Annotated in this window: 23 protein-coding genes and 5 tRNA genes; 15 read left to right on the top strand and 13 right to left on the bottom strand. The window is 47.0% G+C overall.

Annotation, left to right across the window (positions count from 1 at the left end; translation table 11 throughout):
- Positions 1–181: hypothetical protein (locus tag Y79_RS1000000121675; RefSeq protein ID WP_235714281.1), on the top strand; the 181-nt coding region annotated here is incomplete at its 5' end.
- On the opposite strand, the gene Y79_RS0106380 is transcribed toward Y79_RS1000000121675, so the two are convergent.
- A complete protein-coding gene (locus Y79_RS0106380) occupies positions 154–1,365 on the bottom strand; it encodes an MFS transporter (protein WP_016936940.1) in 1,212 nt (403 codons plus the stop codon). The genes Y79_RS1000000121675 and Y79_RS0106380 overlap by 28 nt on opposite strands.
- A gap of 228 nt (positions 1,366–1,593) precedes the next feature.
- Here Y79_RS0106380 and Y79_RS0106375 point away from each other — a divergent pair, with 228 nt between their 5' ends.
- The 5 genes from Y79_RS0106375 to Y79_RS0106355 all read left to right on the top strand — a co-directional run bounded on the left by Y79_RS0106375 (position 1,594) and on the right by Y79_RS0106355 (position 7,587).
- Positions 1,594–2,862, top strand: coding sequence for an aspartate aminotransferase family protein (locus tag Y79_RS0106375; protein ID WP_016936939.1), 1,269 nt, complete (start codon positions 1,594–1,596; stop codon positions 2,860–2,862).
- On the top strand, positions 2,859–3,809 hold the full coding sequence (locus Y79_RS0106370; RefSeq protein WP_016936938.1) for an inositol monophosphatase family protein: 951 nt from the start codon (positions 2,859–2,861) through the stop codon (positions 3,807–3,809). The genes Y79_RS0106375 and Y79_RS0106370 overlap by 4 nt, the downstream gene beginning before the upstream one ends.
- On the top strand, positions 3,784–4,830 hold the full coding sequence (locus tag Y79_RS0106365) for a zinc-dependent alcohol dehydrogenase (RefSeq protein ID WP_016936937.1): 1,047 nt from the start codon (positions 3,784–3,786) through the stop codon (positions 4,828–4,830). Before Y79_RS0106370 ends, Y79_RS0106365 begins: the two co-directional genes overlap by 26 nt.
- Positions 4,831–5,061: 231 nt before the next feature.
- Entirely contained in the window at positions 5,062–6,495 is a 1,434-nt protein-coding gene (locus Y79_RS0106360; protein ID WP_016936936.1) for a SulP family inorganic anion transporter, read from the top strand.
- Between the two features lie 150 nt (positions 6,496–6,645).
- On the top strand, positions 6,646–7,587 hold the full coding sequence (locus Y79_RS0106355; protein ID WP_099743946.1) for a bile acid:sodium symporter family protein: 942 nt from the start codon (positions 6,646–6,648) through the stop codon (positions 7,585–7,587).
- Here Y79_RS0106355 and Y79_RS0106350 read toward each other — a convergent pair.
- The 12 genes from Y79_RS0106350 to Y79_RS0106295 form a co-directional block, all read right to left on the bottom strand.
- A complete protein-coding gene (locus Y79_RS0106350) occupies positions 7,576–8,328 on the bottom strand; it encodes an alpha/beta hydrolase (RefSeq protein WP_016936934.1) in 753 nt (250 codons plus the stop codon). The two genes, Y79_RS0106355 and Y79_RS0106350, sit on opposite strands and share 12 nt — an antisense overlap.
- The gene (gene feuC / locus Y79_RS0106345) at positions 8,325–9,335 is read right to left on the bottom strand and encodes an iron ABC transporter permease FeuC (RefSeq protein ID WP_029575246.1); all 1,011 of its coding nucleotides are present in this window, start codon (positions 9,333–9,335) and stop codon (positions 8,325–8,327) included. The genes Y79_RS0106350 and feuC overlap by 4 nt, the downstream gene beginning before the upstream one ends.
- A gap of 1 nt (position 9,336) precedes the next feature.
- Complete coding sequence (locus tag Y79_RS0106340; protein WP_016936932.1) at positions 9,337–10,344, bottom strand: FecCD family ABC transporter permease; 1,008 nt, start codon at positions 10,342–10,344, stop codon at positions 9,337–9,339.
- A 19-nt stretch (positions 10,345–10,363) separates the two neighbouring features.
- A complete protein-coding gene (locus Y79_RS0106335; protein WP_016936931.1) occupies positions 10,364–11,320 on the bottom strand; it encodes an iron-hydroxamate ABC transporter substrate-binding protein in 957 nt (318 codons plus the stop codon).
- 87 nt (positions 11,321–11,407) lie between these two features.
- The gene (gene btr / locus Y79_RS0106330; protein WP_016936930.1) at positions 11,408–13,003 is read right to left on the bottom strand and encodes a bacillibactin transport transcriptional regulator Btr; all 1,596 of its coding nucleotides are present in this window, start codon (positions 13,001–13,003) and stop codon (positions 11,408–11,410) included.
- 137 nt (positions 13,004–13,140) lie between these two features.
- Positions 13,141–14,385, bottom strand: coding sequence for an exo-beta-N-acetylmuramidase NamZ family protein (locus Y79_RS0106325; protein ID WP_016936929.1), 1,245 nt, complete (start codon positions 14,383–14,385; stop codon positions 13,141–13,143).
- Between the two features lie 15 nt (positions 14,386–14,400).
- On the bottom strand, positions 14,401–16,314 hold the full coding sequence (locus Y79_RS0106320; protein WP_016936928.1) for a glycoside hydrolase family 3 protein: 1,914 nt from the start codon (positions 16,312–16,314) through the stop codon (positions 14,401–14,403).
- 46 nt (positions 16,315–16,360) lie between these two features.
- Entirely contained in the window at positions 16,361–17,644 is a 1,284-nt protein-coding gene (gene pbp4b, locus Y79_RS0106315) for a penicillin binding protein PBP4B (RefSeq protein ID WP_016936927.1), read from the bottom strand.
- A gap of 18 nt (positions 17,645–17,662) precedes the next feature.
- Positions 17,663–19,030 (bottom strand): PTS transporter subunit EIIC, encoded by a 1,368-nt coding sequence (locus Y79_RS0106310; RefSeq protein WP_016936926.1) that lies wholly within the window; start codon positions 19,028–19,030, stop codon positions 17,663–17,665.
- A 137-nt stretch (positions 19,031–19,167) separates the two neighbouring features.
- Positions 19,168–20,097 carry an N-acetylmuramic acid 6-phosphate etherase gene (murQ, locus tag Y79_RS0106305; protein ID WP_016936925.1) on the bottom strand — a complete coding sequence of 310 codons (930 nt, stop codon included), beginning with the start codon at positions 20,095–20,097 and terminating at the stop codon, positions 19,168–19,170.
- Between the two features lie 79 nt (positions 20,098–20,176).
- The gene (locus Y79_RS0106300) at positions 20,177–20,653 is read right to left on the bottom strand and encodes a GNAT family N-acetyltransferase (RefSeq protein ID WP_016936924.1); all 477 of its coding nucleotides are present in this window, start codon (positions 20,651–20,653) and stop codon (positions 20,177–20,179) included.
- 17 nt (positions 20,654–20,670) lie between these two features.
- On the bottom strand, positions 20,671–21,123 hold the full coding sequence (locus tag Y79_RS0106295) for a 2-thiouracil desulfurase family protein (RefSeq protein ID WP_016936923.1): 453 nt from the start codon (positions 21,121–21,123) through the stop codon (positions 20,671–20,673).
- A 180-nt stretch (positions 21,124–21,303) separates the two neighbouring features.
- On the opposite strand from Y79_RS0106295, the gene Y79_RS0106290 reads away from it, so the two are divergent.
- The 9 genes from Y79_RS0106290 (at position 21,304) to Y79_RS0106250 (ending at position 25,563) form a co-directional block, all read left to right on the top strand.
- Positions 21,304–21,375: transfer RNA gene (locus Y79_RS0106290), tRNA-Glu, on the top strand.
- Between the two features lie 3 nt (positions 21,376–21,378).
- A tRNA-Val gene (locus tag Y79_RS0106285) sits at positions 21,379–21,454 on the top strand.
- A 5-nt stretch (positions 21,455–21,459) separates the two neighbouring features.
- A tRNA-Thr gene (locus Y79_RS0106280) sits at positions 21,460–21,532 on the top strand.
- 19 nt (positions 21,533–21,551) lie between these two features.
- A tRNA-Tyr gene (locus Y79_RS0106275) sits at positions 21,552–21,636 on the top strand.
- Between the two features lie 4 nt (positions 21,637–21,640).
- Positions 21,641–21,712, top strand: a tRNA-Gln gene (locus tag Y79_RS0106270).
- 228 nt (positions 21,713–21,940) lie between these two features.
- Positions 21,941–22,504 (top strand): RNA polymerase sigma factor SigW, encoded by a 564-nt coding sequence (gene sigW, locus Y79_RS0106265; RefSeq protein WP_003156766.1) that lies wholly within the window; start codon positions 21,941–21,943, stop codon positions 22,502–22,504.
- Between the two features lie 13 nt (positions 22,505–22,517).
- The gene (rsiW, locus tag Y79_RS0106260) at positions 22,518–23,135 is read left to right on the top strand and encodes an anti-sigma-W factor RsiW (protein ID WP_016936922.1); all 618 of its coding nucleotides are present in this window, start codon (positions 22,518–22,520) and stop codon (positions 23,133–23,135) included.
- A 174-nt stretch (positions 23,136–23,309) separates the two neighbouring features.
- Complete coding sequence (gene cdaA, locus Y79_RS0106255) at positions 23,310–24,131, top strand: diadenylate cyclase CdaA (RefSeq protein ID WP_003156763.1); 822 nt, start codon at positions 23,310–23,312, stop codon at positions 24,129–24,131.
- Positions 24,124–25,563 (top strand): CdaR family protein, encoded by a 1,440-nt coding sequence (locus tag Y79_RS0106250; protein WP_016936921.1) that lies wholly within the window; start codon positions 24,124–24,126, stop codon positions 25,561–25,563. Before cdaA ends, Y79_RS0106250 begins: the two co-directional genes overlap by 8 nt.
- The last annotated feature ends 3 nt before the right edge of the window (positions 25,564–25,566 follow it).

The following is a 25,566-nucleotide window of genomic DNA, read 5'->3' as shown; positions in this document are numbered from 1 at the left end:
GCTCTTCAGCGCCGATGGTAGTCGGGGGTTTCCCCCTGTGAGAGTAGGACGCCGCCAAGCGATACTTGACCCAGTTCATCATGAACTGGGTTTTTTATATGAAAGATGCATATATATAAAGCTAATGCCTTTCCAAGGCATTAGCTTTTTTGTTTATATTGATTTTGTTTTGCTGGTATGATTTTGAAGACTGTTTGATTTTATTGTCTCGAGTATTCTTAAACTGAACACAATCAGCAGCATAAGAAGCATCAGTGCAGTAAACAGCCAGAACGCGGTTTGGGCGGGATATTCATCTAAGCTCCAGCCGACGGCGATCGGAAGGAGTGAACCTCCTAATCCATTTGAAGCGAGCAGAATACTGGTGGTCGTTTCTGTCTTTCCGGGATAAAAATGATTGGTGATGATCAGGGCAATTGCAAACATGCCGGCCATGAACAATCCTAAGAAGAAACAAAGGGCAAACCCAAACCATACGTTTTTACTTAAAGCTAGTACAGCAAGTGCAGCCAGACCGCCAATACTTATGATCCGGAGATAACGGTGATAGGTCAGCTTTTCAGATACCGGGCCTGTTAATAACCTGCCGATAATCATCCCGGTCCAATACACTGTTACTGTTATCGTTGCTAAAGAGCTGGGGATATCCCATTTTTCAGCGAAAATGGAGGGGATAAAATGCACGATTGAAACTTCACTGCCGCCGTAAAAGAAGAAATAAGCAGCCGCCAGCGCGATAAACAGCACTCCGTGTGACCGATACCCGGAGCTTTTCTTTTTAGTATCATCAGAAGAGACCTCTTTGCGTACGAGAAGCTCATCAATACTGCCGAAACTCATTTGCTTCCATGCGACTAAAAGTGCAGAACTGGATAACCCTAATACTAAGAAAGCAATTGTCCACATGTGGCTGTTGATAAGAAAGCCTGAGAGCAGAGGCATGAACAGCGCCCCTAATCCGTAAGCCACTTCCATCTTGCTCATGGCCACGGCTTGTCTTTCTTTTATAGCTGTGAGGATGATTGTGCCTACACAGGATTCAACCAATCCCGCGCCAAGTCCTGCGAGGCTGACGAGAAGAAAGAGCAGCGGCCAGGGCGGCAGGAAGGTGATGAAAATTTCACAGCTGATGAGCGCCAGGCCAAGGATAACGGCGTTTTTGCGTCCGAGTTTTTTCACCATGTAAGGCATTCCGATGACACCTATGAGGAAGCCCATGAACTGAGAAAATACTAATACTCCGCCATTACTGTAGCTTTGTGAATAATGTGTGAGTAACTCAGGCAGTACGGCTCCAAGAATGACAAGTGTAAAAGCAATCGATCCATAAGAGAAACAGCTTATCCACAGCAGACGAGTTTTCATCATTTTATCTCCTTATTGGTAAAATAATTTTTCTCTCTACTTCCACGGCATGTTGATTTTACAAAAAATCCAAGTATTGTTACTATATCACATAACCTTTTCACGTACATCCCTTATGGTAACGTTAACAAATTGTTAACATTTTTTACAAGAAAGATCGTTGACATTATTTTCAATAATTAATACGATAAAAAGCGAATTTCTAATAATTTCATAGGGGTGGTATTTGTGGGAACGAAGGAAATCACGAATCCAGACAGCTTGTATTACAGTGTTGACGACGTAGTCATGGAGCGCGGAGAAGGGATTTACCTGTACGACCAAGAGGGAAATGAGTATATTGATTGCGCCTCTGCCACATTTAACTTGAATTTAGGATACGGTAACAAAGAGGTCATTGATACGGTTAAAGATCAAGCCGACAAGCTGATCCATGTGACATCGTCCTTTCAAACAGATGCCGTAAATAAACTAGCAGAAAAACTAGTAGAAATCGCCCCCGATAATCTCACAAAAGTACACCCTAAAGTCAGCAGCGGTTCCGGTGCAAATGAAGGAGCTATTAAAATGGCTCAGTATTACTCCGGAAAAACCGATGTCATCTCCTTATTTCGAAGCCACCTCGGACAAACGTATATGACTTCCGCTTTGTCCGGCAACTCATTCAGAAAAGAACCTTTCCCGCCGCAAATTTCTTTTGGCTTACAAGTTCCAGATCCCTATTGCAGCCGCTGTTTTTATAATCAGAAACCGGATTCGTGCGGTATGCTGTGCGTAGAAAGAATTAACGATTTTATTGAGTATGCGAGCAATGGAAAAATTGCCGCCATGATTATTGAGCCGATATCCGGAAATGGCGGAAACGTCGTCCCGCCTAAAGAGTATTTTAAACAGCTGAGAAAGCTTTGTGATGAACATGAAATCGCCCTGATCTTTGATGAAATTCAGACCGGGTTCGGACGGACGGGCAAAATGTTTGCCGCAGACCATTTCGATGTGAAACCTAATATGATGACGGTAGCAAAAGGGCTCGGAGGCACAGGCTTCCAAGTCGCCGCCACTCTGACGGAGGACAAGTACACCGGGCTTCCGGGGTATACGCATTCCTTCACGTACGGGTCAAATGTGATGGCCGCCGCTGCCGCTTGTAAAACCATAGATATCATGCAGCGTCCGGGATTTTTGGAGAACGTAACGACTGTCGGTCATTATATTATGGATTGCTTAGAAACGATGAAAGAGGATTTTGCTTTTATTTCTGAGGTAAGAGGCGTCGGTCTGATGATCGGTGTGGAAATTGTCAAAGAGAACAATGAACCGGATGTGGAATTGACCAATTATATTGCCAAACGGGCGATGGATTACGGGCTGATTCTCCGGACATCCCGTTACGGATTCGGAAATGTATTTAAAATCCGTCCGCCTTTAACCATTACACTTAGTGAAGCTGAGGTGCTCTGCTACAGACTTCGCAAGCTATTGGAGGAAATCAAGTGAGAGACTATATCATTGAGCTTGGACAATTTGTATATCAAAAGGTGAAAAATCAAAAAGGCACACTGAAAAACCGGCTTGTTAACGGATATTCACCTGGTGGCGACGCGCAATTTAATATAGACGCCGCTGCTGAGGAGGCGGTGCTGGATTATATTCAAGAAAAGGGCCATCCGGTTGCTTTTTACACGGAGGATGGCGGCCTGAAGCTGATTGGAGAAGATCCGCAATATATTTTAATTGTAGATCCGATAGACGGAACGCGTCCGGCCGCCGCGGGGCTTGAAATGTCATGTATTTCGATTGCGCTTGCTTCATATAAGCCAAACGCAAAGATTAAGGATATCGAATTTGCTTTTTTGCTTGAATTGAAATCGGGTGCTTATATGTACGGTGATATTTACAGTGATGCCATTCAGTTTGAGGGGTATCAGGGAGAATTGCCGAATTTGAGCGGAGTGCAGGATATTAAGAATATGTTTTGGAGCCTTGAGTTTAACGGGCATCCGGCGCAGCTGATGACGGACGCATACGGTCATCTGATTGACCGGTCGGCCAATAACGGAGGAGTCTTTGTTTTCAACAGCGCTTCTTATTCGATTTCACGAATTATTACGGGGCAGATGGATGCTTATGTGGATATCGGCAATCGTCTGCTGAAAGATGATCCGAAACTGCTTTCAGATTTTCAGCAGGTCGGGAACGGACAGGTGCTGCACTTATTTCCTTATGATATTGCCGCAAGCGTCTTTTTGGCGAAGAAAGCGGGAGTGGTCATTACAGATGCGTACGGCCAGTCTTTGGACGAAACGCTTCTGACAGATTTAAGTTATCAGAATCAGCAATCGTGTATTGCAGCATCAACGAAGGAGCTTCATCAAACATTATTAGACCAAATCCGCTGGGGCAGAAAGGAAGAGAGATATGAAAGCGTTGGTCTGGACTCCTAATGATAAGCTTGAATATCAAGAGGTGGACGAGCCTCAAATTCGAAAATCCAATGATGTGAAGGTGAAAATTTTCGGCACCGGAATCTGCGGCACGGACTTAAATGTGCTGAAGGGAAAAATGAATGCGACCCATCATATGATTATGGGGCATGAATCCGTGGGAGCGGTCACGGAAGTCGGGCCGGACGTGACAAATGTAAAAGTCGGAGACCGCGTCGTGATAGATCCTACGCAGTTTTGCGGGAAATGCCATTATTGCCGGAGAGGGCTGACGTGTTATTGCGAAACCTTCGAGGAGTGGCAGCTCGGAATCGGGGCGCACGGGACGTTTGCGGAATATTACGTGGGGGAAGACAGGTTCATGTACAAAATTCCGGATTCAATGGAATGGGAGCGGGCCACATTGGTTGAACCTCTCTCCTGTGTGCTGAATGTTGTGGACAAAGCTTCGATTCAGCCGGAGGACTCGGTTTTGGTATTGGGATCCGGACCGATCGGACTGCTTGTGCAAATGATGGTAAAAAAACTGGCGCGATTGACGGTTGCGACTGAAATAGGCAGTTTCCGGAGCGAGGCGGCAAGCCGGATATCGGACTATGTCTACCATCCTGAAGCATTGACTGTAGATGAAGTGAAACGGATTAATCAAGGAAGAAAATTTGATGTGATATTTGACGCGATCGGCAACCAGCTTGATTGGGCTTATCCTTTTATTGAAAAGGGAGGCAGAATTGTGCCGATGGGCTTTGATGATACGTATGAGATGACGGTCAGGCCGTACCAGCTGCTGTCAAACGGCGTGACGATTGTGGGCACAGGTGAAGCCCGGCAGATCATGGAAGCCGCGTTAGCATGCGCATCCGATCTCCCCCAGCTCTATGATTTCATTACTGAGAAGACAGAACTAAAGAATTATGAAGAAGCCATTGATCATCTCATGGGCATCGACCCGGTGACAAAAGAAAGAAAGGATATCAGTGCAATCAAAACCATTCTTGTGTCTGATCCAGAACTTTTATAAAAGCGGAAGCGGCTCCAGTGAGAGCCGTTTTCTTTTCTTATTTATACGGTCTTGCACATTTCTTTAAAGTTTAATATGATACTCTTTGTTAACCATTCCTTTCCTCAACGACATTATACTCTGAGCGTGTCCCCTTTTTCCCCGTAAGCTTGCCTCATATTCCCCAGATGAAAATCAATGTTTCCAACTGATAGGGTGCGGATTTTTATAGTAAAAAGGAGTCGTTATCATTTGAAAGATTATACGTTACAGCAGCAGTGGTTCGGGAATGTCCGGAAAGACATTCTGGCGGGTATCCTTGTTGCTCTTGCTCTGATCCCTGAGGCGATCGGGTTTTCAATTATTGCAGGTGTCGATCCGATGGTCGGCCTTTATGCATCATTTTGTATCGCGATTATTATTTCTATCTTCGGCGGCAGACCGGGAATGATTTCAGCCGCTACGGGTTCAATGGCGGTTGTTATGGTGACATTGGTGGCCGATTACGGACTGCAGTATTTGTTTGCGGCAACCATTTTGACAGGTATTATTCAATTTATTCTTGGTGTCAGTAAGATAGCGAAATTGATGAAATTTATTCCGCGTTCGGTCATGATCGGATTTGTGAACGCCTTGGCGATCTTAATTTTTTCTGCGCAGCTCCCGCAGTTCAAAGGGGCTTCATGGGTCATGTATGCCATGCTTGCCGGATCACTGGCTATCATATATGTATTGCCGAAGATTACGACTGCCGTGCCGTCTCCGCTGGTGGCGATTATTGTCATGACGGTTATTGCGGTGGTTTTCCATGCGGACGTCCGCACAGTCGGTGATATGGGCGGAATTACAAGTTCACTTCCGCATTTTTTGATACCGGATGTTCCATGGACGTTTGAGACATTGCGGATTATTTTCCCGTATTCATTGGCGCTTGCATTCGTCGGATTGCTTGAGTCGCTGCTGACGGCCCAGATCATTGATGAAATGACGGATACGGATAGTGATAAGAACAAAGAAAGCCGCGGACAAGGCATCGCCAATATTGTGAACGGCTTTTTTGGTGGCATGGCCGGATGCGCCATGATCGGCCAGTCTGTCATTAATACGAAAGCCGGAGGTCGCGGCCGGTTATCGGCTTTTACGGCCGGAGCATTTTTAATGTTTTTAATTGCCGTATTAAGCGGCATCGTCGTGAAAATTCCGATGGCTGCGCTGGTGGCGGTGATGGTTATGGTATCCATCGGCACGTTTGACTGGTCGTCGATTAAAGGTTTGCGGAAAGCGCCCCTTACTGATTCGATCGTTATGGTTATTACCGTCGTGACGGTCGTTTTGACAAATGATTTATCAAAGGGTGTTTTCGCGGGTGTGCTGCTAAGCGCGATCTTTTTCACGGCTAAAATTTCTAAGTTGAAGATTGTGTCACATTCCGAACAGAATGATGTCAGAACATATAAGGTAACGGGACAGATCTTTTTTGCTTCCGTGTCTGAGCTGATGAATGCGATCGTTTATGATGAAGGTGTGAAGCGGATTGTCATTGATTTGACAAATGCTCATGTCTGGGATGATTCTGGAGCGGCGGCTCTTGAGAAAATTGTCGGCAAATGTAAAGAATACGGGATTGAAGCTGAATTAAAGGGATTAAATCAGAAAAGCCGAGATTTAATGAAACAAATGGCATAGGATTTGTGAAGTCCGGATGAATATATCCGGGCTTTTTTTCGGTTAAATTCGCCGGTGTGCATTGTTATAATGAATGAGACTTGAAAACCGTATATAGGGGACTTGCATATGATGTGGCTTCAGAAGTTGAACCAAGTGTTGGGGAGAATCATGCCGCTGTTGACTCCGTCAAGTGTAGCGGCGGGTGTGCTGTTATCTCAGCATATCAGCTGGATGGCCGGCGCTGTGCCGTGGATTTTTGCGTTTATTACATTTACGGGCAGTCTGAGTGCCAATTTTCAATCGCTGAAGCGCAGTATTGAGCAGCCGCTCCCGATGATTATGGCATTGTTTGTTCTGCATATTTTCATGCCTGTTTTTGCATGGGGAAGCGGCCATCTGATATTCAGCGGTGACCCTTTAACCGTGACGGGGCTGATTATGGGTGTGGTGATCCCGACCGGAATTACGAGTTTGATTTGGGCTGCGATGTATAAGGGAAATGTCGGATTGACGCTGTCTATTATCCTTGTTGATACCGTGCTGTCTCCTTTTATCGTACCGTTAAGCCTTTCTGTCCTGGCCGGGGCGAATGTTCAGATGGATGTATGGGGAATGATGAAAGGGCTGGCGGAAATGGTGGTGATCCCGTCTATCGCAGGGATGATGGTCAACCAGTTCTCTCCGCCGGTAAGGACTCAGGCGATAAGCCGGTCACTGTCTCCATTTTCAAAAATCTGTCTGATGATTGTCATCGCCATTAACAGTTCGGAAATTGCGCCGTATGTCACGCACGTGGATATCAAGTTTGCGGGCATCGCGGCTATGGTATTTTTTATTGCCATGACGGGTTATGCCGTGGCTTGGCTGATCGGAAGGCTGATGAAGCGGAGCCGGGATGAAATTGTGTCTCTGATTTATACGGGAGGCATGCGTAATATCAGTGCGGGAGCTGTTCTTGCCGTTTCTTTTTTTCCGTCCCAAGTGGCGGTTCCGGTCGTCATCGGGATGCTTTTTCAGCAAATCCTTGCCGCTTTGTTCGGCTATTTGCTGAGACGTTTTGAACTTAAACCGGTCGTGATGAAGTATGAAAAAAACCGCTCAGCCACGTGAGCGGTTTTTTCCGTATAGCCAGCTTAGAGCTGAATTGAATTGTCTTTTGAACGCTTCTTGATGGTGCACGGCGCCCTCTTCGATCGTGAATGAGAGCTGAGCTTGAGAAAAGCCTTTTTGCCTCAGGCTTTTGTACACGTCTTTATTTTGTCGGATCATGGTGTTTTGGATGTTACATTTTTGCTCTGCTTCACGGTTTCCGACAGACATGTAGATACGCTGCCGTGCCGGCTGCAAAGACGCGGAGCGGACAAAGTCAGCCGATTTTTCATACCAAAAGGACACGGAAATACAGCCGATTCTGCCGAATGTTTCAGGCTTCAGTAACATCGCATATATCGAGAACAGTCCTCCTAATGATGCGCCGATCAGTCCTCTTGTATCCGGATGGGCAGACATGGGATTCATACTTTCAATCGTTGGGATGATGACATTTGTCAGCTCCTCAAGAAAGAGGCTCCCTTTGCCGCCGAAATCAGGAAACGCAGGACTCAGGGAAGGCACAGGCCATGGCGTGTACTCATCGAGCCTGTTATCCGGTTTGATGCCGGCGAGAATCAATTCAGGGAGTTTTCCGTTTGCGAATTGGAGTTCAAGCTTATCCATCTGCTCTAAAAACAAATCGCCCCCATCAAGCACGTAGACACAGGGTAAAGCCCTCGTTTGAACCGGAGCGGAAGGAGGAAGGTATACCGTGCATTCCTTTCCGTTTATCCGGTGTTTTGTAAGTGTGCCTCTCAAGCATCCAACCCCTTTTTTTGCTTAAACAGAAGAAAAAAGAAATAAGGAACGCCGAGAATCGCAAGAATAATGCCCGCCGGCACCTCTGAAGGCTGAAAGAATAATTTGCCCGCAAAATCGGCGGAGATGACGAGCAGCATGCCGACCAGTCCGCTGACCGGTAATGAATATCTGTGTTCAATGCCGGCAAGCCTGCGGGAAATATGAGGCGCGATCAGTCCGACAAATGCCATGCTGCCCGCTGCGGTTACACATGCGCTGATCAAAGCGATGCAGGCAACGAGTAAAATGGTTTTTTCTTTATTGGTTGAGACTCCGAGGCTTTTCACCGTGTCCTCATCGAAACGAATGGTATCCAGCAATGACGTTTTCGCCATCAGCAGAGGAATGAACACGATCAGCCACGGCAGTATTGCGGTAATGGTCATCCAGTTTGCCGACCAGATGCTGCCGTTCTTCCAGACCATCGCCATCTCATAATCCTGCGGGTCCATTTTTAATGAAAGAAATAAAGACAGCGCGCTGAATCCGGAATTCATGGCGATTCCCACAAGAATAATTCTTCCGGATTCTAAATGCCCCCGGTGCCAGGCGAAAATATAAATCAGCACGGCAGCCATTAATCCGCCGATGAGCCCAAAGACAGGCATGCCCATTGCGGAGGCAAGCGCCGTCGCTTCAGATTGCCCCTGAAACAGAAGCATAAACGTGACGATTCCCGCACCGGCTCCGGCATTGATGCCCAAAATGCCGGGATCGGCAAGCCCGTTCTTGGTAACGGCCTGAATAACGGCTCCGGCTATCCCCAATCCGAGTCCGACGGCAGCCGCCATGACAATACGCGGCAGCCTCAGCTGAAACAGCAAAATGTCATATTGAGGATTCGGATGGATGCGGAAAAGCGCACTGAGCAGTTCACCCGGTTTTGCTGAAAAAGGCCCGCTGGTCATGCTGAAATAACTTACGAGCAGGATGAGAGCAATCAGAATGATATAGATTCCGGCCATTTTACGCACCACGCTGATCCCCTCCTTTTCTTTTAATCAAATAAAGAAAGAAAGGAACACCGATGATAGAAGTGACAACTTCAATAGGCGTCTCAAACGGATAATTAATCAATCGGCTGGCAAGGTCGCAAAGGGTCAGGAAGACGCCGCCGATGATGCACGCGCAGGGAATCAACCGGCTGTAGTCCGATCCGACGAGAAAACGGGTGATGTGCGGAACGACCAAACCGACAAAGGCAATTTTTCCGGCGAGCGCCACCGAGCTTCCGGTCAATATGACAACGGCCGCCATTGCCATGAGTTTGATGGTTCTTTTCTGCTGTCCCAGACTTTTTGAAATGTCGTCTCCTAATGATACGGCTGTGACCTTTTTGCTGAGAATCATGGCTGTGATGATTCCGAGTGCAAAAAACGGGACGGCCAGTTTCAAAAAATCAGGGTTCATTTGATGCAGTCTCGCACTGTACCAAAAACTGAGATCCTGCGAGATTTGAAAATAAATCGAAAGCGCAGCCGACAGACTGCTGAGAAGCATACTGGTCACCGTTCCGATAATGGCAAGCTGCACCGGGGTAAAACCGCCGGGAAGAATGGAGGCCAGCCCGAAAACAAGGGCAGCGCCGAATGCGGAACCGATAAACGAGTATATGATCATTTCAATGGATGTTGATTGAGGGAGCAATACCATGCAAAGAGTAATGATAAAAGCGGAGCCGTCCGACACACCCATGATCGAAGGCGAGGCCAGATAGTTCCGTGTGATTCCCTGCATGAGCGCCCCGGAAACAGCAAGGGCGGCGCCGATAAACATCGCGCCAACCGCCCTCGGGATTCTTGAATGCCATATGATCTGATGGTCGGTATTCTCCGGATTAAAGTGCAGCAATGCGGAGAACACGGTATGGAAGTCAAGCTGCTTTGCGCCGTATAAAACGGAAAGCAGCAGTGACAGAACAATGGCAATCGGTGAAGCGATGATAATAATGTGTGTCCGCCGTTTTGCATACATGTGAAAAACCTACTCTTTATTAGTCTTGAGTCAATTTGTCAGCCGCAACCTGTAAGAAGCGGATTTTACTCCAAGCGGTACCGCCTTGGGCTAATGGATCGATCGTATTGACGTATACATGGTCTTTTTTGACTGCCGTCAGGCTCTTCCAAATCGGATTTTTCTCTAAGTCCTTCAAAGCATCCGGCTTATCTGCGTTTTCATCATCAGAAAATTGTACGAATATATGGTCGGGGTTCATTTCGCTTAATTTTTCAAGAGAAATCAGCTCCTGCGCTTTCGCCGCTTTCACTTCGTCCGGCGCCTTCAGGCCTAAATCACCGTAAAGCGTAGAGTTGAAATAAACTTGTTCAGGATAAATGTAAATATTTCCTTGTCTGATTCTGATGACCAGCGCGTTTGCCTGCTTTGCTTTGCTGTTCATCTTTGTTTTCGTCTTTTTCAGATCCTGGTTGTAATCAGCAATGATTTTTTTCGCTTTTTCCTCTTTGCCTGTTAGCTGGGCAAGCAGCATCATGTTCTCTTTCCAGTTTGATGAGATATGAGAGACAGGAATGGTCTCAGCCGTGCCGCTCAATTTTTTTATCGTTTTTTCAGGGAACTTGGTTGATGCCAGAATGACGTCCGGCTGCAGTTCAAGAATTTTCTCCATATTCGGCTGCATTTTTTCACCTGTTGATACGGATTTATCTGTAATATCTTTAAACAGTTCCGGGAATTTGCCGGAGAATGATATCGCTCCTGCCGGATGGACGTTGAGCAATTTGGCGTCTTCCATTGATTCTACGCTGCCCGTAATGGCGATTTTGTCAGTCGGCGCTTTGACTTCATATGTTTTTCCGAGATATTCGATTTTCTTTTTATTTGAAGAAGCGTCCTTACCTTTACTTGCTGTATCAGATGTTTCTGAGCTTCCGCAAGCCGCGGCCGTGAAAGCCAAAAGCAAAATCATGAAAGCGAATGCCAATTTCTTCATCTATTGTTCCTCCTGTTCAATTGATAACTATTATCAATTGGAATTATAGAGAATGAACAAAGATAAGACCATGGACAATTTCCGGTATTACCATGGACGATCTTCGGAAAAAAAGGAAATGCTTTGTTCAATCATCCGCTGATGCCCGCTTGGAGAATATTCAATCCACGGGTCAGATGAAACGGGAAACACACGTTTATTGCTGACGGCTCTAAGGTTCTGCCATATTTCAGACTGCTGAATGCGCTGAAAATAGCGAAGCGTTTCCGGTTCTTTGCAAGTGAAAAGCATGATGCAGTCAGCCTGGCAATCCGCCAGCATTTCCAATGAAATCTTTTCGTCGGGAGCAAAAGATTCCGGTTTTGCGGAGGTAAAGTCCAGATCACCGAAGAAGACATCCTCAATGCTGTTGTTATGGGCGATATACATATTTTCTTTATATACACGGACAAATAAGAAACGCTGATGCCGCACGTGTTCAAGAGCGTCTTTTGCTGAGTGTGCGAGATTTTGATAGGCTTCAAGCCAGTGCCGGGCTTCCTGTTCTTCATTCAAGTATGCAGCTGCGTGAAGAAACTGGTCTTTCCAATTGTCTTGAGTCGGAATGTAGAAAACTTCGGTGATATCATTCAGACGCTGTTTTTCTTCTTCACTGACAGAATCCAGACTGAAAATGATGTCCGGCGCAGCTTGAGACAGCGTATGCAGGTTTTCTTCCCAATTTGCGTTATAGCGGTAAGCGCTGAGGTGCACGGGAATGTCTGAAGAGAATTGTTTATAGTAATAGGCCGTCCATTTCGGATGAAGCGTTGCAGCGTAAGGCACGTGATGCAGAGGAATCAAATGTCCCATCATTTCTTTCCCGTACGCGGCCATTTTTGTGCGCCTTTTTTTCATATAGCTTGTAGGTGAGCTGCCCGTACGTTTTTTAAAGATGCGGCTGAAATAAAATTCGTCTTGGTAGCCGATTTGATGAGCGATTTCCCGCAGTTTGCAGCTGGCCTTGGCCATCAGTTTTTTCGCATTGGTTATGCGGATGTCTGTGATATATTCTGTTACGCTTTGTCCATATAGTTTTTTAAAGGTTTCACTGTAATGCTTAGGACTGATTCCCGCCATTTGAGCAAGCTGGGTGAGTGTGATTTTTGTGTCGGATTGTGCATGTATGAATTGTTTTGTCTGTTCGATCGCCGCTTTCGTATTGTTTTGATGGCACACTTTTGCGGCATAAAGGTCGTACATCAGCTGCTGAAAGTCGGCTGTTGATTTCATTTTCTGCAATTCATCCGCCGATCGCGCGTTTTCGGAAAGTGACTGAAGCCGGCTTGTCAAGTGTTCAACCGTTTGCAAATTCATTTGCTGAAGTCCGCGGAAGATGTCTCCCCCGTTATCCGGAAGCATCGCTTTATCATCTGATGAATATGAGAAAATACGGAGTCTGACGATATACAAATGGATGCCGTCTGACGATGCAGGGTCAATATTGAATGTCTCATCACAAGGACAGATGTAGAGCGTCTCCTTCTGCAGCGGGAAGCTGTCTGTTCCGATATCAATTTGTCCCTCGCCTGTCACATGAAAGATCAGTACCGGGGAATCAGTGAGCTGATGCTCTGACAAAAGGTCTGCTGTTTTTTTTACGGAGATGATATCAATTGGGTGAAAGAATAATGTGTTTTTCATGAGAAACCACCTTTTAGGAAACATTCATTTAAATGATAACTGTTATCATTTGAATTGTACCAAATAAATGAATGTTTTCCTATAAAAAGCGGAAATGTGAAATGCGTCAAAATGTTACACGTGTAACACGAATGTTGTCAGTATATGAGGTATTGCTTTCTTACAAGTTTGAATTGGTCAAGCCGGCGTTGATAGGTGCTGGTGATGTCTTGAATGGAAGCGCCTTGTTCTATTTTTTTGCGTACCCAGCCGTTGCCGATCAGCTTGTCAAAAGCTCCTGTCGGCAGAAATGAGAAGTCATTCGGATATAAGTCATGCATGGTTTTCAGAATGGAGAGCCCTGTTTTTGCCGCTTCAAAGGTGTTTCTGTTCGTTACGTAGACTTGTACGCCGTGGCATAGCTTGCCCTGGTGCTTGGAGAAGCTGGGGATAAATGAAGCGGCTCTGAAGGTGACGCCCGGAAGCTTGAGACTGTTAAGGCGTTCTTCGAGCTCGGTGCTTTTCATATAAGGTGCGCCGATAAGTTCAAACGGCTTTGTCGTGCCCCTTCCTTCAGATACGTTCGTGCCTTCGATTAGTCCTGTCGCCGAATAAGCGAATATGCTGTCCGGGGTCGGGATGTTAGGCGAAGGGAGGACGAACGGCAGACCGGTATCTTCAATGGTCATCGTCCGCTTCCAACGCTTCATCTTTACGACGGTGAGATCGGCGCCAATATGAAACTCTTTATTGAATAGGAGAGCAAGCTCGCCGATGGTCATGCCGTGTTTCAGCGGGATTGGATACAGTCCGACAAATGAAGCGTAGTCAGGCTCAAGAACCGGGCCGTCCGGATGTCGTCCGCCTTGCGGATTCGGCCGGTCCAAGACATAAAAAGGAATGCCTTTTTCTTTGGCCGCCTCCATGGCATAGGCCATTGTATAAATGTAGGTGTAGTATCGCATTCCGACATCCTGGATATCGAAAATCAGCACATCGGTATCTTTCAGCATGTCAGGCGTCGGTTTTCTCGTTTCTCCGTACAGGCTGTAGACGGGAAGCCCTGTTTTTTCATCTATATAGGATGTGACTTTGTCTCCGGCCTGAGCGTCGCCGCGAACACCGTGCTCGGGTCCGAATAATGCCGTCAAATGCATGTCTTGTGCCTCATAAAGCACGTCAACGCTGCTTTTTAATGTTGAGTTCACACCGGTCGGATTAGTGATCAGTCCGATTCTTTTTCCCTTCAGTTCTTGTTTATAATCTTTCAGCAGGCGGTCAATGCCTGTCTGGATGGTTGGTTTTTTGGCAGTGTGTGTGTTACTGTCAGAAGCCGCCGAGACTGCCGTCATAGCACTGATGACGACAAGTCCGGCGAGAAGTGCAGCCGTATGTGTTTTCATGATCAGCCCTCCTGTTTAAAGCGGTTTTCCGGTCTTCAGATTGATCCCGAAACCATATGGATACAGTGTCGTCCCCGGATGGGTGACGGAAGGAATAGCAGCGGGCAGCCTGCCTTTCGGTTTTGTCTGCCCGAATATCGCTTCAATGCCTGCCGGAATGTTTGGCTGGAGAAATTGTCCGTCTGCATATCCTTTAAACCCGTAGACTGCGATAAGGGCATCAGCTTCTTCAAAATTCGCGGCGTCGTAAGGATTCCGAAGACTCATCAGCACAAAGGGTTTTTGGTTCGACTGCGCAGCCTTCATGACGGCCCGCGGAAACGCGGTCGTCCATTTGCCGGGATCTGTGACGGAATCGTCAATGACACCGTCGTTTACGACAGGATCATTTTTTACGACATATGAGCCTGTAATGACGTAATCAGCGTCTGATACCAGCTTTTTGTGCTCATCATGAAAAGTGCGCTCGGCGAAGTTCATTTTACTGATGGTTACCGGCCGGATTTTTTTCTTCTTGATGAGCTGCCGAATGGTTTGTTCCATTGACGCTGTTTGATCTTCATAAGGAGCGGCAAGGAGAACGCGGCTGTTCTTTTTCGGTTTGAATGGGAGCGTGCTGTTTTTGTTTTGTAAGACGGTGACGGATCTTTCCGCGATTTGTTTTTCAGCCTTCAGATGGTTTTTGCTGCCGACGGTTTTATGCGCTTTTGCAATCTTCTTTTTCAGACTTGTTTCTTTCGGAGCGGGATATATCCCTCGTTTTATTTTCAAGGAAATGATGCGCTCCACCGATTTGTTGATTTGCTGAAGAGGAATATCCCCTTTTTGAACCGCCTTTTTTAAAGCGGAATGAACTTGGGCAAAGCGGTTTTCTGTTTGCAGCGATGTCACTTGGGCCGGCATCAGGGCGATGTCGACTCCTGCTTTTATTGCCATGACGACCGCCTCTTCCTGGCCGAAATGATCGGCAATGGCTTTCATGTTTAATGCATCCGTCACAATGACGCCGTTAAACCCCATTTCCTCACGGAGAAGATGAGTCATCACTTTTTTCGAGAGTGTGGCAGGTACAAGAATGTCTGAACCGTCCAGCTTGCTTTTATAGGTTGTATCATCAAAAGCGGGAAATTGCACATGGGCTGTCATGATCATATCGGCCCCGGCCTGAATGGCCTGACGGAACGGATACAGTTCGATCTGCCTCAGCCTTTCTTGACCGTGGGTGACAAGCGGAAGGCCGTAGTGGCTATCGACATCCGTGTCGCCGTGTCCCGGGAAATGTTTGACGGCGGAAGCGACATCCTGTTTTTGCTGAGCCTTCATTGAGGCAAGGCCGAGTGTTGCTGTCAGATCACGGTCTGAACTGAATGACCTGACGCCGATGACCGGATTTCCGGGATTATTATTGATATCGAGAACGGGAGCGAAATTCGTATTAATGCCGAGTGCTTTCAATTCTTTCCCGATAATGGCGCCGGTTTGGGACGCGTATGCTGTTTTTCTTGCAGCCCCGAGTGCCATATTGCCTGGGAAATGAGTGCCCTCACCAAGTCTTGTTACGATGCCGCCTTCTTGATCAATGCTTAATAATAGCGGAATGTCAGGGCTTGCTTTTTGAAAGGCATCTGTCAGGCGGACCGTTTGTTCAGTGTTTTTTACATTTTCTGCAAATAAGATGACACCGCCGAACCGGTACTTTTGAATAAGCCCTGCGACTTCGTCATTCATTTGAGTAAGAGCCTCAGGTGATGACTGCCCCTTTTTTTGCCAATTTCGAAAGTCAGGCATGAGCATCTGCCCTAATTTCTCATCTAATGTCATGCGGGATACCGTTTGTTCCGCCTGTGACGGAATATCCGGTTTTGTCGATGCATGATGCGTGCCGAAAACAATAAACAACAGTAATACAGCTGAGATGACAAGTTTCATAATGGCGCCCTCCTGCCGTCATAGTTTGGACAAAAGACATAGGTTGTCATTCAATGGCTTCGTAAATCGCTTTTACGACGCTGCCGTAGCTTCCGGTCGGGAAAAGATCCCCTTCAAAAACATTCGGATTTTCACCGGGGCTGACGACGGGGGAATGCTTTTTGTTGGTCAAAAGCGCGATCCCGAGATGATAAGCGGGGTCAATGATCGTGACGGTGCCGGTCCATCCGGTATGGCCGTAAGCCTGCCTGCTTGCATAAGGGCCGAACATCCACTCCATATCAGGGCTGCCGTTTTTCCGCCAGCCGAGAGCGAAAGTCGGGTCAGAGGATGACGCCGTTGTGAACAGATCGGCCGTTTGCTGAGTGAAGAGAGAAACATGTTTGTAACTGCCGCCGTTCAGCATGACTTGAAGAAGAACGGCCATGTCATCAGCTCTTGAAAACAGTCCTGCATGGCCGGACACCCCTCCCATTGAGTAAAATGCTTTTTCGTCATGAACCTCTCCTTGCAGCGTATACGTCCTGATATGAGGAAAATGGATAACCCCGTCACGCGTGTTGCCTAAACGTTCAGTAGCTGCGAATGCTTTTTCTTTGAAGCCTTTTTGCAGCGGGTTAAACAGTGTGTGCGTCAGTTTCAGCGGTTTGTACAGTTCTTGTTCCGCATAGGCATCAAGGGTTTTTCCGGTTATGTTTTCAATAATGCAGCCGAGCAGCATGTAACCGATATCGCTGTATACGTGTTTTGTGCCCGGTTTGTATTCAAGCGGGATCTGGGTGAGAAAACGGATCGTTTTGTCCCGTTCTTGTGAATAAAAAGGGCCTGCGGTGTCCGGCTTATAAAAATAAAAGCTTGCCGGCAGACCGGATTGATGCTGCAGCACATCAATGACGCGTATGCGGTCTTTTCCTTGTATCGGATCGCTTTTCCTGTCTTTGAAATCGGGAAGGTAAGCCGAAACTTTTTGATACACATCCAGCTTTCCCTGGCTGACGAGGCGCTGTAATGCAAAATTCGCCGCATACATTTTTGTGTTGGAAGCTAAATCAAACATAGTTGACGTTTTCATTTTTTTCGGACGGGATAAAAGACTGTTTCCATCATATTTTTTGCTGTAGCCGTATGCTTTCTTTTTGATCACCCGTCCGTCCTTTACGACGACGAGGACGGCTCCCGGGAATCCTGATGCGATGTCTTTTTCAATCATTTGATCAACCTTTCTGAGCTTTGCTGTGTCGTATAATTTGGGTTGGGCTCCGGCTTTGTGCTGCGGCAGAAAAGAGAGGCTGATGACCATGGTGAGTACGGCGGCTGCCAGTGTTTTCATATTCTGTTCCCTCCCGGCTTATTCAAATTCAGCAGCCATGTCATCCTTAAACCCGAAAGCATAGGTGAAGACAAAGCCCGCCGCGTAAGAGATGAAGAGACCGATGATATATAAAACGATTTGAGCCGGCTGTACGAGAAATGAGAGCGGAAGGCCGGAGACACCGATTGAAAAAGTCGCAACTTGAAAATGGGCTTGAAAGGCGCCGCCGATACCCGCCCCTAAACACGCTGTTAAAAACGGCCGGCCGAGCGGAAGTGTGACGCCGAAGATGAGCGGCTCCCCGATTCCGAGCAGACCGGATGGAAGTCCGCCGCCGATCGCTCTTTTCAATGAGGCTTTTTTTGTTTTCATAAAGATGGCGAAGGCCGCGCCTACTTGACCTGCGCCTCCCATTGCGAGAATCGGCAGAAGCGGGTCATCCCCGATGGATCGGATGAGTTCCAAATGCACGGGAGTCAAGCCTTGATGCAGGCCGGTGATGACAAGCGGCAGGAAGGCGCCTCCTAATACAAATCCCGACAGCACTCCCCCGATATTCAGCAGCGACAATAAACCTGATGTAATCAAATCAGAAATAAAACCGCCTGCAGGGATGAAGATGACATATGTCACCAGTCCTGTGATGAGCAAAGACAAAGTAGGCGTGACGATAATGTCGATGGATTGATGGACGTATTTTCTGATAAACCGTTCCGTATAAGCGATAAAAATCGCAGCGAAAAGAACGCCGATTAAACCTCCCCTGCCCGGGAGCAGATTCTCTCCGAACAAACTGATATTGGCGATCTCCGGGTTTAAGATCAATATGCCTGCAATGCCGCCCATCGCGGGTGTTCCGCCGAATTCCTTCGCCGCATTGATGCCGACAAGGACGCCGAGGTAAGCGAATAAGCCTGAACCGATAACCGTTAAAATAAGTGCGATTTGAGATTCTTTCGGGAGCCAGCCGGCCTGAATGACGGCTTTCGTCATGCCGGTGATTAAACCTGATGCAATGAGTGCGGGAATAAGAGGAATGAAGATGCTTGATATTTTTCTCAAAAGCAGTTTGATGGGTGTTGTATTTTTTCTGTTAAGATCGGCTTTTTTCCGTGAGGCGGCTTCTTTTAAATCAATGTTTTTTCCGGGTGACACCAGTTTTGCGAAAGCGTCGGCGACATGATTGACGACACCCGTGCCGAGAATGATCTGCAGTGTTTCGGCTTCGACGACGCCTATTACTCCGTCAAGACGTTTCAGCGCTTCAATATCCGTTTTGTCCTGATCTAAAGGCGTAATTCTCAGGCGTGTCATACAGTGGGTAAAGCCCGAAATATTCGATGAACCGCCGCAGTTGTCCAGAATATCTTTGGCCAGCGACTGATAAAATGCCTCTTTGCTCATGAAGACCCTCCTCTTTCCGTACCATTTTTCCCGCGGAGCTGTGCCTGAAACGCATCCTGAAAGCGCCTGCGCCGATCATGAAAACGGCGCGGCTGGTAAAAGGCACATGATGATCAGTAACGGAGCCAAAAGAATGATCAGCGATTTTTTTCGCTTGAAACATGCTGTTCTATGGCTTTGTCAATGAAGCCTTCCGATTCTTCGAGCAGTGCTTTCGCGTGTGTTTCGTCCGAATTCGTCTTCAGCATGACGATTGCCGTTTTGACATGGCTGCCTGCGGCCTCAAGGGTCTCTTTTGCTTTATCGTACGGAACGCCCGTAATGCTTTGGATAATGCCGATTGCCCGTTCTTTCAATTTTTCGTTGCTGACATGAACGTCCACCATTAAATTTTCGTACACTTTGCCGCTTTTGATCATCACGGCCGTGGAAATCATGTTCAGAATCATTTTATGTGCTGTTGCGGCTTTCATTCGTGTTGACCCTGTAATCACTTCGGGGCCGACGACGACTTCAATGCTGTGATCGGCAAAGGTGCTGATCAATGAGTGCTTATTGCATGTGAGCGCGACGGTTTTGGCGCCGATTGTTTTTGCGTATTTCAGCACACCGGCCGCATACGGTGTGCGCCCGCTTGCGGCGATGGCGATCACGGTGTCTTCAGCGGTAAGGCCGATCGTTTTGAGATCGAGAGCGCCGGTTTCCTCGCTGTCTTCTATACCTTCAGCCGCTTGCAAAAAGGCGTCTGCCCCTCCGGCCATCAGACCGATGACGGTGCCGGGACTTACGCTGTATGTAGGCGGGCATTCAACCGCATCAAGTACACCAAGCCTGCCGCTTGTGCCCGCTCCCGCATAAATCAGCCTGCCGTTTCGCCGCAAAGACTGATGGGCAAATTGAACGGCAATTTCAATATCAGGCAGCACCTGCTGAACGGCGTCCGCCACTTTGAAGTCCTCTTGGTTAATGATGCGGAGGATTTCCAACGTGTCTGCTTGATGGATTGAAGCGGTCTGCGGATTTCTTGTTTCTGTGGTCAATCTGTGAATGTTAAGCCGGTCTGTCATGAATGTACCCTCCCAAGTCGTTATTACTTGAAGTATATGGGCTTCTGAATATATGTTTCAAGAAAAAAATCAAACGCTTTCACAAAAAAAGATGCAGAATGTGCTGTTCGCCGATGGGGCCGATCCTGCGACGCCCTTTATCAATAAAACCGGAAGACTGGTAAAGGTTCTTTGCGCGATGATTGCGATGGTTCACTGCAAGCACGATTTCGTCACACCAAGGAAAATAATTTGCGGCAAAAGCGGGAAGCTGCAGCATCGCTTGTTTGGCATAACCTTTTCCTTGCTGCCGCGCATCTATGGACAGTGCGCTCAGTAAAATGGCAGACACGCTGTTCGAATATGGAGCTATGGTTTCCTTTGAGGTATGTAAAATGAAAAAACCGACGGGGGTGTCTTCTTTTAAAACGACTGTAGGATAGCGCTCCCGGATGACAAGAGCCTGCGGCAGTACATCCTTCGGGAGCGCTGTGAACATTTTATCTTCTTCACTGAGTACAAACCCATTCAGGCCGTCTGCATGTTCCGGTTTATAAAAGGATAGGGCTGCAACCATGATATCTACTCTCCTTTTTATAGTTGATCCAGTTCATTTTCTGATAACACGCGGCAGCCTGCCCGTTTTAATAGAGCGGAAGTGATGCCGTCCCCGATTATCTTTTTCCCGGAGAAAGTGCCGTCATAGATGAAGCTGCTGCCGCAGGACGGACTGTTTTCTTTAAGGATGATCGTTGCGGCGCCTATTTCTTTTGCGTATGCTAACGTTTTTTCCGCGCCGTCTATATATAAAGATGTAACGTCTTCACCTGATGCTGTTACGATTCTTGCTGTTCCATTCAGCACGTCTTCGCCCGTGCCGCCGAGGATTTCCGCCGGTTCGCGGGGAGTGGTGAAGCCGCCCAAAAGTTCGGGGCAGACCATAACAGCTTTCTTTTCCTCTACGAGTCTGCGGATTTTTTCCGAAGCGGCGTGAGAGCCGTTATACCTGCATTCGATACCGCCGAGACAAGAGCTGACTAAGATCATCTGTGTCCATTCCCTTCAATATTTTGATACTTTCATCTTAAATGAAATAAGAGAGAAGGGATGAGTTTTTCAGTTAAAAAACGGGTAAAAAAGTTTGAAAATAAAAAAAATAAATTTTCTCTTTACAAAAGGGGTATAACCTGTATATAATAACTTTTGTCAGCTCGACGCGGACACAACGGCCCGTTGGTCAAGCGGTTAAGACACCGCCCTTTCACGGCGGTAACACGGGTTCGAATCCCGTACGGGTCATATGGAGGATTAGCTCAGCTGGGAGAGCATCTGCCTTACAAGCAGAGGGTCGGCGGTTCGAGCCCGTCATCCTCCACCATATTTGCCGGCCTAGCTCAATTGGTAGAGCAACTGACTTGTAATCAGTAGGTTGGGGGTTCAAGTCCTCTGGCCGGCACTGTTTTTCAACAAAATACGGAGGGGTAGCGAAGTGGCTAAACGCGGCGGACTGTAAATCCGCTCCCTCAGGGTTCGGCAGTTCGAATCTGCCCCCCTCCACCATTTTTGGGCTATAGCCAAGCGGTAAGGCAACGGACTTTGACTCCGTCATGCGTTGGTTCGAATCCAGCTAGCCCAGTCTCAGACACCTTTTGCATAAGGTGTCTTTTTTTATTTGTATTTCGTCTCGAATTTTGATTGTTCATCAGATATACTATTTTTAAGCTGCTGTTAAGGCAGTATATTCTGTATTTTCCATCTACACCCTGCCTGAAATTTGGTAAAATAAATGTAATAAAAAAATGAAACCTTTTAAAACAATCAACGTATAGATACAGACCGGTGAAGGGCAGAGGTAAGATAAAACATGGAAAACCTGATTAAAAAAAGAATCAAGCAAGTCAAAAAAGGCGATCAAAATGCGTTTGCGGAAATCGTTGACCTTTATAAAGATAAGATTTACCAGCTTTGCTACCGCATGCTCGGCAATGTCCACGAAGCAGAAGATATTGCGCAGGAAGCTTTCATCAGAGCGTATGTCAATATCGACAGTTTCGACATCAACAGAAAGTTTTCAACGTGGCTTTACAGAATTGCGACCAACCTGACCATTGACCGCATCCGCAAGAAAAAGCCTGATTATTATCTGGACGCAGAAGTGGCGGGCGCAGAGGGGCTGACGATGTATTCGCAGATCGCCGCGGACGGGGTTCTCCCTGAAGACGCCGTGTTGTCATTGGAGCTGTCGGACACAATTCAGAAAAAGATTTTAAAGCTGCCTGACAAGTACAGAACAGTTATTGTATTAAAGTATATTGATGAACTCTCTTTAATTGAAATCGGGGAGATTCTGAATATCCCTGTCGGCACCGTCAAGACAAGGATACACAGAGGCAGAGAGGCTCTTAGAAAACAATTAAGGGATCTTTAAGTGGGGTGATGAAATGAGCTGTCCTGAACAGATCGTGCAGCTTATGCATAAGCATCTTGATGGAGATATTCTTCCTGAAGATGAAGACGTATTAAAACAACATTTGCGGTCATGCGGGAATTGCAAACGGCATTTTCATGAAATGGAGAAATCCGTAGCGCTCGTCCGGAGCACATCGCATGTCACAGCCCCTGCTGATTTTACTGCCAAAGTTATGGCGAATCTTCCAAAAGAGAAAAAACGCGCTTCTGTAAAACGATGGATCAAAACTCATCCGATAATTGCAGCCGCGGCGGTTTTTGTGATTTTAATGGGCGGCGGTTTTTTCAACAGCTGGCATAACGACCACAATTTCAGTGTGTCAAAGCAGCCGAACCTTGTCGTGCAGAATCACACGGTCACCGTCCCTGAAGGCGAGACCGTAAAGGGCGATGTCACAGTAAAAAACGGCAAGCTGGTCATTAAAGGGAAAGTCGACGGCAACGTGACCGTGGTTAACGGAGAAAAATACATGGCCTCAGCCGGACAAGTCACCGGGCAGATTGAAGAAATTAACGAATTGTTTGACTGGGTCTGGTACGAACTGAAAACAGCGGGTCAGGGCGTCGTGAGTGCTTTAGACTCCGATTAAAGATGAGTAAAGCGTATAATCGCTTTACTCTTTTTTTACGCGGCGCCGCGCTGGCTGATTTCACTTGATAAATCAAAATGTGGTATAATGAGCACGCTATATGATGTACATATTGCTCATGCAGCACAATTCATAACAAAAAACGAAATGACTGAATTCTTGGAGGACGAGGAAATGGCTTTTGAGGACATCCCATTTTTGCAATACCTCGGCAATGCCGTTGATATTCTCCTTGTTTGGTATGTGATATATAAATTAATCATGGTCATACGCGGAACGAAGGCGGTTCAGCTTTTAAAAGGAATCGTCGTCATCGTGTTGGTCCGGATGGCCAGTTCATATTTGGGACTCAGTACGCTTCAGTGGCTGATGGACCAAGCGATAACATGGGGATTTTTAGCGATCATTATTATATTCCAGCCTGAGCTGAGACGGGCGCTTGAACAGCTCGGACGGGGCCGGTTCTTTTCAAGGAGCGGCACCCCCGTAGAGGAAGCGCAGCATAAGACAATTGAAGCGATTACAAAATCAATCAGCTACATGGCGAAACGCCGCATCGGCGCCCTCATCGCCATTGAGCGCGATACGGGAATGGGCGATTATATTGAGACGGGCATCCCGCTTAATGCGCAGGTCAGCTCGGAGCTTTTGATTAATATCTTCATTCCGAATACGCCGCTGCACGATGGAGCGGTCATTATGAAAAATAACGAGATCGCGGCGGCTGCCTGTTATCTGCCGCTTTCTGAAAGCCCGTTTATTTCAAAGGAGCTGGGGACGCGGCACAGAGCTGCTGTCGGCATCAGTGAAGTGACGGACAGCTTAACCATTATCGTATCTGAAGAGACGGGCGCCATCAGCGTGGCCAAAAACGGAGACCTTCACAGAGAATTGACGGAAGAAGCACTGAAAGAAATGCTTGAAGCCGAGTTTAAGAAAAACGCCAGAGATACTTCTTCTAACCGCTGGTACTGGAGGGGCAAGAAAAATGGATAAATTCTTAAACAACCGCTGGGCTGTAAAGATCATTGCATTGCTCTTTGCGCTCCTGCTTTATGTTGCGGTTAACAACAACCAGGCGCCGACTCCGAAAAAGCCGGGGGAATCCTTTTTTCCGACATCAACGACTGACGAGGCTACGCTTACTGATATTCCTGTAAAAGCATACTATGATGAAGCGAATTACGTGGTCACCGGCGTGCCTCAGACCGTAAATGTCACGATTAAAGGATCGACAAGCGCGGTGAAAAAGGCGAGACAGACGAAGAATTTTGAGATATACGCCGATATGAATAAGCTGAAGACCGGGACTCATAAGGTCGAATTGAAGGCGAAAAATGTATCGGACGGACTGACGATATCCATTAACCCGTCAGTCACGACGGTTACGATTCAGGAAAAAACGGCTGAGAGTTTTCCGGTTGAGGTTGAATACTACAATAAAAGCAAAATGAAAAAGGGGTATACGCCCCAGCAGCCGATTATCAGCCCGAAAAATGTACAGATTACGGGTTCGAAAAATGTAATTGACAACATTTCGCTTGTCAAAGCATCCGTGAACCTTGAAAATGCAAATGAAACCATTGATAAGGAAGTGAAGGTGACCGTCTATGACAAAGACGGCAACGCACTTCCTGTTGATGTTGAACCGTCAGTCATTAAAGTGACGGTTCCCGTGGCCAGTCCGAGCAAAAAGCTCCCTTTCAAAATCGTAAGGAAGGGAAGTCTTCCTGACGGGGTGAGCATTGCAAGCATTGACTCGAACCCGAGTGAGGTGACGGTTTACGGCCCGCAGGACGTGCTGGATTCACTTGAGTTTATCGACGGCGTATCTCTTGATTTAGGCAAAATTGATAAAGATACGGATATAGATGCCGACATTCCGCTTCCTAAGGGTGTGACAAAGGTGTCGCCGGGGAAAATTACGCTTCATGTTAAGGTGGACAGTGAAGACAAAAAGGATTTTGACAATGTCGCAATTAAGACGGTCGGATTGGGAGGCTCGCAGCAGATTGAGTTTCTCGACCCTGAATCGCGGGCGATAAATATTACGGCCAAAGGCTCTCCGGCCAACATTAAGGCGCTGAAAAAGTCGGACATTGAACTGTACGCCAATGTCTCAGACTTAGATGACGGAGAGCATTCTGTAAAGCTTGCAGTAAACGGACCGCAAAACATCACATGGTCCCTGTCCAAAGACACGGCTAAAATCAAGCTGACTTCTAAGAAAAACACAAGTTCAAATAAAAATAACGGCAGCTCTGCCGATTCCGGCAATAAGGACGGAACAAGCGGAGACGCAGATAAAGACAAGAACAAGAACCGGGAAGAAGACACTGACAGCGATCAGAATAAAAGTCAGAACCAGGATCAAAATCAAGACCAGGATGAAGGCGGATCAAGCGCTGATTCATCTTCAACAGAATGAAAA

Origin of the sequence: Bacillus siamensis KCTC 13613 (assembly GCF_000262045.1) — a bacterium.
Classification (GTDB): Bacteria; Bacillota; Bacilli; order Bacillales; family Bacillaceae; genus Bacillus; species Bacillus siamensis.
This window is presented reverse-complemented; position numbering and strand designations above follow the sequence as displayed.